Genomic DNA, 3,899 nt, shown 5'->3' on the forward strand with positions numbered 1-3,899 from the left:
GTAGCGGACCTCCCCCTCCGCCGGTGAATGTGTTACCAAGAGCGCGATGAACACACCCGCCGCGATCTGCCCACTGGTTTTGCAGCGCATGGCGCATTACCCACGATGCCGCCAACGCCAATCGAAAAACCACCGCAAGAATCAACGCTCAAATCTGTGACGGACTCCATGTATTCTTGCCTCAACACACCAGTAGCCCCGCCATGCCTCCCGAGCTGACAGCCGCCCTGGCGCTCTGCCGCAACCTACCCTCGCCGCCCGGTATTGCCCTGCGCATCATCGAGCTGGCCCAGGACCCGGAAGCGGACATCACCACCGCCGCCGACATCATCGCCATCGACATGGCGCTGAGCGCGCGCATGCTGCGCATCGCCAATTCCCCGCTGTATGCCAGCCGCCGGCGCATCGAAAACCTCGGCCAGGCGCTGACCATGCTGGGCCTGAATGCCACCGTCAGCCTTGCCTTGGGCTTTACCGTCACCCAGGGCCTGACCAGCCCCGGGCAAGGCCAGGACCTGCGCGAACGCGCATGGCGGCGCAGCATTCTCAGTGCACTGGCCGCCAGCCTGCTCGGCCAGGCCCGCGGCCTGCGCAAGGCCGAAGAGCTGATGCTGRCCGGCCTGCTGCAGGACCTGGGCATCCTCGTGCTGGCCCAGTCGCAGCCGGACACCTACCTGCCGCTGCTGCGCCAGGCCAGGGACAACGACGCCCTGGTCGCACTGGAACGCGAACACCTGCAGTCCAGCCACGCCGAGGTCGGCGCCTGGATGGCCGACCAGTGGCAGCTGCCGCGCTACCTGGTGGACAGCATCGCCCGCAGCGAATCGCCGGCCGACGCCGAAGACAACTTCCAGACCTGCGTGGCCCTGTCCGGCGCCGTGGCCGACATCTGGCTCAGCGCCGATGCCGATGCCGCGCGCGAACACGCCCTGCAGCTGGTCAACGAGCGGCTGCAGCTGGACAGCGCCCAGTTCGACCAGGTCCTGGCCCGGATCGGCGAGGCCCTGCCCGATATCAGCGCCCTGTTCGAAACCACCCTGATCTCCCCTTCGCGCGTGCAGCAGCTGATCGACCACGCCCAGGAGCTGGCCACGCTGCGCAACCTGCGCGAAATGCAGGACGCGGCCATGGCCCGGCAGCGTGCCGATGAGTTCGAGGCCCGGGCCAACCGGCTGGCCGAACAGGCCCACCGCGATGCGCTCACCGGCGTGCTCAACCGCCGCCAGCTCGAGGCCGTGCTGGAACAGGAATTCCTGCGCGCCACCCGCCACGGCTGGCCGCTGTCGGTGGCCTTCATCGATCTGGACGACTTCAAGAAGATCAACGACGCCCACGGCCACCTGATGGGCGACCAGGTCCTGCGCGCCTTCGCTGGCAAGCTGCAGGAGCAGCTGCGCACCAGCGACACCGTGGCCCGTTTCGGTGGCGAGGAATTCATCGCCCTGCTGCCCAACACCACCGAGCCGGTCGCCCTGGAAGTGGTGCGCCGGGTGCTGGCCAGCATCGTCAACACCCCGATGGCCGAAGTAGCCGACGGTCCGCTGTTTGTGACCTTCTCCGCCGGCGTGGCCACTCAGGGCGGCTACGAGCGTTTTGCCGATGTTCAGGACCTGCTCAAGGCCGCCGACGACGTGCTCTACCGCTCCAAGAACCTGGGGCGCAACCGCGTCATCGCTCGCTCGCCGGGGACCGCCCCGGCCTGAGCCGGGTCGGCCGCAGTAACGGCGGGGGCCGGACCGGACCTGCGCCGCAGCGCAGCAAGATTTCTCCACGGACGGGCCCGGCTTCCAGTAGAATTTGCGCGTTTTCCACGCACCCAGAGGCCACCATGTCCAATCTTTCCTATCGTCGCATCCTGCTGAAAGTTTCCGGGGAGGCACTGATGGGGGATGAGGACTACGGCATCGACCCGAAGGTCATCAACCGCCTTGCCCGCGAAGTGATCGAAGCCCAGCAGGCCGGCGCCGAAGTGGCGCTGGTGATCGGCGGCGGCAACATCTTCCGCGGCGCCGGCCTCGCCRCCGGCGGCATGGACCGGGTGACCGGCGACCAGATGGGCATGCTCGCCACCGTGATCAACGCGCTGGCCATGCAGGACGCGCTGGAAAAGCTCGGCGCCAAGGCGCGCGTGATGAGCGCCATCAAGATCAACGACGTGTGCGAGGACTACATCCGCCGCCGTGCCATCCGCCACCTGGAAAAGGGCCGCCTGGTGATCTTCGCCGCCGGCGTCGGCAGCCCGTTCTTCACCACCGACTCGGGCGCGGCCCTGCGCGCGATCGAAATCGGCGCGGACCTGCTGCTGAAGGCGACCAAGGTCGACGGCGTCTACGACAAGGACCCCAACAAGTACAGTGATGCGGTCCGCTTCGACAGCCTGACCTACGACGAAGTGATCCGTCGCGGCCTGGAAGTGATGGACACCGCCGCCTTTGCCCTGGCACGCGACAGCGACCTGCCGCTGCGCGTGTTCGACATGGGCCAGCCGGGCGAACTGCTGAAGATCCTGCACGGCGAAAACATCGGTACGCTGGTCAAGGGCCGCGACCAGGCTGCCTGAACGAGGCACGCGCCGCTCCCCCGTGGAGCGGCCGCTGGCGGCGTCGATAAGGCGGCCAGACCCCTTATTCGCCTATAATCGCCCGATTACCGGTTAGATCCAGGATTCGGGCGATGCTCAACGAAATCAAGCAGGACGCGCAGACGCGCATGGCAAAGAGCATCGATGCTCTGAAGCACACCCTCACCTCCATCCGCACCGGCCGTGCGTCCCCGGCCCTGCTGGACCGTATCACCGTCAAGGCCTACGGCACCGACACCCCCCTGAACCAGGTGGCCTCGATCAGCGTCTCCGAAGGCCACTCGCTGGTCATCACCCTGTTCGACAAGGGCATGATCAAGGACGTCGAGAAGGCGATCTACGCCTCCGACCTCGGCCTGACCCCGAACGTGGCCGGCACCGTCATCCGCCTGAACTTGCCGCCGCCGACCGAAGAGCGCCGCAAGGAGCTGGGCAAGCAGGTGCAGAAGGAAGGCGAAGGCGCCAAGATCGCCATCCGCAACATCCGCCAGGACGCCAACAAGGCGATCGCCGCGCTGATCAAGGACAAGGCGATCAGCGAAGACGACAAGAAGCGCGGCGAAGACGACATCCAGAAGCTGACCGACAAGTCCATCAAGGATGTCGATAGCGTCGTGGCCGAGAAAGAAAAGGAACTGATGGCGGTCTGAGCCCCATGTCCCAGGCCCCGACCACCAGCACCCCCGCGCCGATCCCGCGCCACGTTGCCATCATCATGGATGGCAACGGGCGCTGGGCGCAGAAGCGACGCCGTCCGCGCGTGATCGGCCATCGTGCCGGCGCGCGGGCGGTCAACCGCACCATCGATTTCTGCCTGGAGCGTGGCGTCGCCGCGCTGACCCTGTTCGCCTTTTCCAGTGAAAACTGGGGCCGGCCGCAGGAGGAAGTCGATGCGCTGATGAAACTGTTCCTCAATGCCCTCGACCGCGAAGTGGACGAGCTGCATCGGCGTGGCGTGCGCGTGCGCTTCATCGGCGAACGCGAGCGCTTTGGCGCCGGGCTGGTCAGCCGCATGCARCTGGCCGAACAACGCACCGCCGACAACCGCGCGATGACCCTGAGCATTGCCGCCAGCTACGGCGGCCGCCAGGACATCGCCCGCGCCGCGCGCGAACTGGCCGCCGAGGTTGCCGCCGGCCGACTGCTGCCCGAACAGATCGACGAAGCGATGCTGTCCAGCCGGGTCGCCCTGGCCGACCTGCCACCGCCGGACCTGTTCATCCGCACCGGCGGCGATACCCGTATCAGCAATTTCCTGCTGTGGCAGCTGGCCTACACCGAACTGTGGTTCACCGACGTGCTGTGGCCCGAGTTCGAC

General features: G+C 66.9%; 4 protein-coding genes. All 4 read left to right on the top strand.

What is annotated here, in order from left to right; translation table 11 throughout:
• Positions 1-203 precede the first annotated feature (203 nt).
• Positions 204-1,703: an HDOD domain-containing protein gene (locus tag ACXJKH_RS16540; RefSeq protein WP_457320931.1), complete on the top strand. Its 1,500-nt coding sequence runs from the start codon at positions 204-206 to the stop codon at positions 1,701-1,703.
• Positions 1,704-1,828: 125 nt separating this feature from the next.
• Positions 1,829-2,560, top strand: coding sequence for a UMP kinase (gene pyrH / locus ACXJKH_RS16545; RefSeq protein ID WP_457320933.1), 732 nt, complete (start codon positions 1,829-1,831; stop codon positions 2,558-2,560).
• 113 nt (positions 2,561-2,673) lie between these two features.
• Positions 2,674-3,231, top strand: a complete 558-nt coding sequence (frr, locus tag ACXJKH_RS16550; protein WP_256776804.1) for a ribosome recycling factor — start codon at positions 2,674-2,676, stop codon at positions 3,229-3,231.
• A gap of 5 nt (positions 3,232-3,236) precedes the next feature.
• Positions 3,237-3,899 (top strand): polyprenyl diphosphate synthase (uppS, locus tag ACXJKH_RS16555; protein ID WP_457320936.1); only part of this gene is annotated, 663 nt, incomplete at its 3' end.

Source organism: Stenotrophomonas sp. P5_B8, assembly GCF_054049855.1.

Bases quoted from the DNA above. Each gene is read 5' to 3' on its own strand.
- frr (WP_256776804.1), top strand. From the start codon at position 2,674: ATGCTCAACGAAATCAAGCAGGACGCGCAGACGCGCATGGCAAAGAGC.